The sequence below is a fragment of the Acinetobacter sp. ABJ_C5_2 genome (assembly GCF_044538485.1).
GTDB lineage: Bacteria > Pseudomonadota > Gammaproteobacteria > Pseudomonadales > Moraxellaceae > Acinetobacter > Acinetobacter nosocomialis_A.
Genome location: NZ_JBIUCS010000076.1, coordinates 1 through 1,587 on the forward strand (window position 1 = coordinate 1; position 1,587 = coordinate 1,587).

General features: G+C 24.4%; 2 protein-coding genes. Both read right to left on the reverse strand.

The window, feature by feature from the left end; translation table 11 throughout:
• On the reverse strand, positions 1–389 hold a 389-nt coding region (locus ACH8JV_RS19375), incomplete at its 3' end, for a hypothetical protein (RefSeq protein ID WP_396523266.1).
• 286 nt (positions 390–675) lie between these two features.
• The gene (locus ACH8JV_RS19380) at positions 676–1,062 is read right to left on the reverse strand and encodes a hypothetical protein (RefSeq protein WP_396523268.1); all 387 of its coding nucleotides are present in this window, start codon (positions 1,060–1,062) and stop codon (positions 676–678) included.
• Positions 1,063–1,587: the final 525 nt, after the last annotated feature.

Here is a 1,587-nt window from a genome sequence, read left to right on the forward strand (position 1 = left end):
AAATAAACAATACAATCTTCATCACTTGGATAGAAAAAATCATTCCATGATTTTATAAGTATACTTGATGAAATAATTGCACAATTATTTCTTCCCCAAAAAAAAATTAATAATTCAGTTGCTTGTAATTTTTGAACAAAAAAATCTCGCGAATTAAGCTCCTCATTAAAATCTAAATCTTTTTTTTCAACTAGTAAAAAATAATTTTCTTTAATTTCCATCAGTTGATTAAAAGGAAATAAAAAGTCCCAAAGCTTTTTAGATTCATCTTGTATCAAGAAAATAATTTTATGTTTATCCTCATCTGATAAAGAACAATCAACTGAGTTATAACGCCATGTTATTGGATATTTCGTTTCATCAAAAATTAATTTCTGTCTATTCATCATAAAAAATATGCTTTTTTCCATTACTTGGTGCTTTTTTTTCTATATTATAATCACTTCACTTTATATGTGGAAGATTATTTTTCAGGAATTTGATGTAAGTGCTTCATTTGGGTGATACTCACCACCCATGTTACATTTGTATATGTAGCATATTAAAATAAGTCCTTTTAGCTTGAAAGATTTTAGCATTTTTTATCTTGTACTCAAAAATTCAGTTTCCTTTTGCTATCTTTCTTTACTGAATCAATTTTCCGTTTCCATAAAAATGTTAGATTTTACATCATCATTATAAAATATTTGTTTGGAAATTATCAATATTGATAACATTCAATTTATATGAAGGATTAAAAATGATCACCTTATTCCACTCACCATCATTATTAAAACCCTCTAGTTCAATTACATCTTCAAAGATATTTATAATCTGTATTAAAGTAAAAAATTCTTTACTCCTATTTATTTCTAATAAATCAAATTGTTTATATTCCTCAATAGTACTATCATACTTTTCAAGCGTAAATGAACTCCAATTAGAAAAAACCAACTCCACATTTTTTATATATTTTTTTAAGCATGTATCATAAACTGTTAAAAATAAAATATATATATTATCTTTATAAATTTTTATACTTTTCACATCCATATCTGCCGTTTCAATTTGTTCTAACTTCATTATTTATAATCTCCAATAGAAATATATATATCTGTTTATTTTCGATGAACTATATTTCCATCTTTATCTAATAGATTTTTGTTTTATCATATAAATGGACAGGCTTATATAACAGAACTTTATTTGGTGGATCGAGTTTTAATACTATTTGACGGTTATAATTCTATTTCTATTACATGAACATTTTTTCAGGATAACTATCTTAGATGATGGCCTCTAATTTTGCACTTTACTTAGAGTAAATAATAATGGTTATAATGAGGTTCTGTTTCTTACGCTTACTTACAACTCTATTAAAAATTGTAAAATTTCGCAAAAAACAGCCAAAACTATATCACAATAATTAAAGAAAACTAATCTTTAATTTATAATTTAAAAACCAACTCTTCTTTTATTAATAATCTCTCAGTAAAATGATATAAATCAATTTTAATTTTTTCACACCCTTTTCCAAACCAAAAAACCGTTATATCCTCCCGTAACAATCTTTTTTGTATCAAAGCAATACAAAAGATAATCACTACT

Bases quoted from the DNA above. Each gene is read 5' to 3' on its own strand.
- ACH8JV_RS19380 (WP_396523268.1), bottom strand. From the start codon at position 1,062: ATGAAGTTAGAACAAATTGAAACGGCAGATATGGATGTGAAAAGTATA.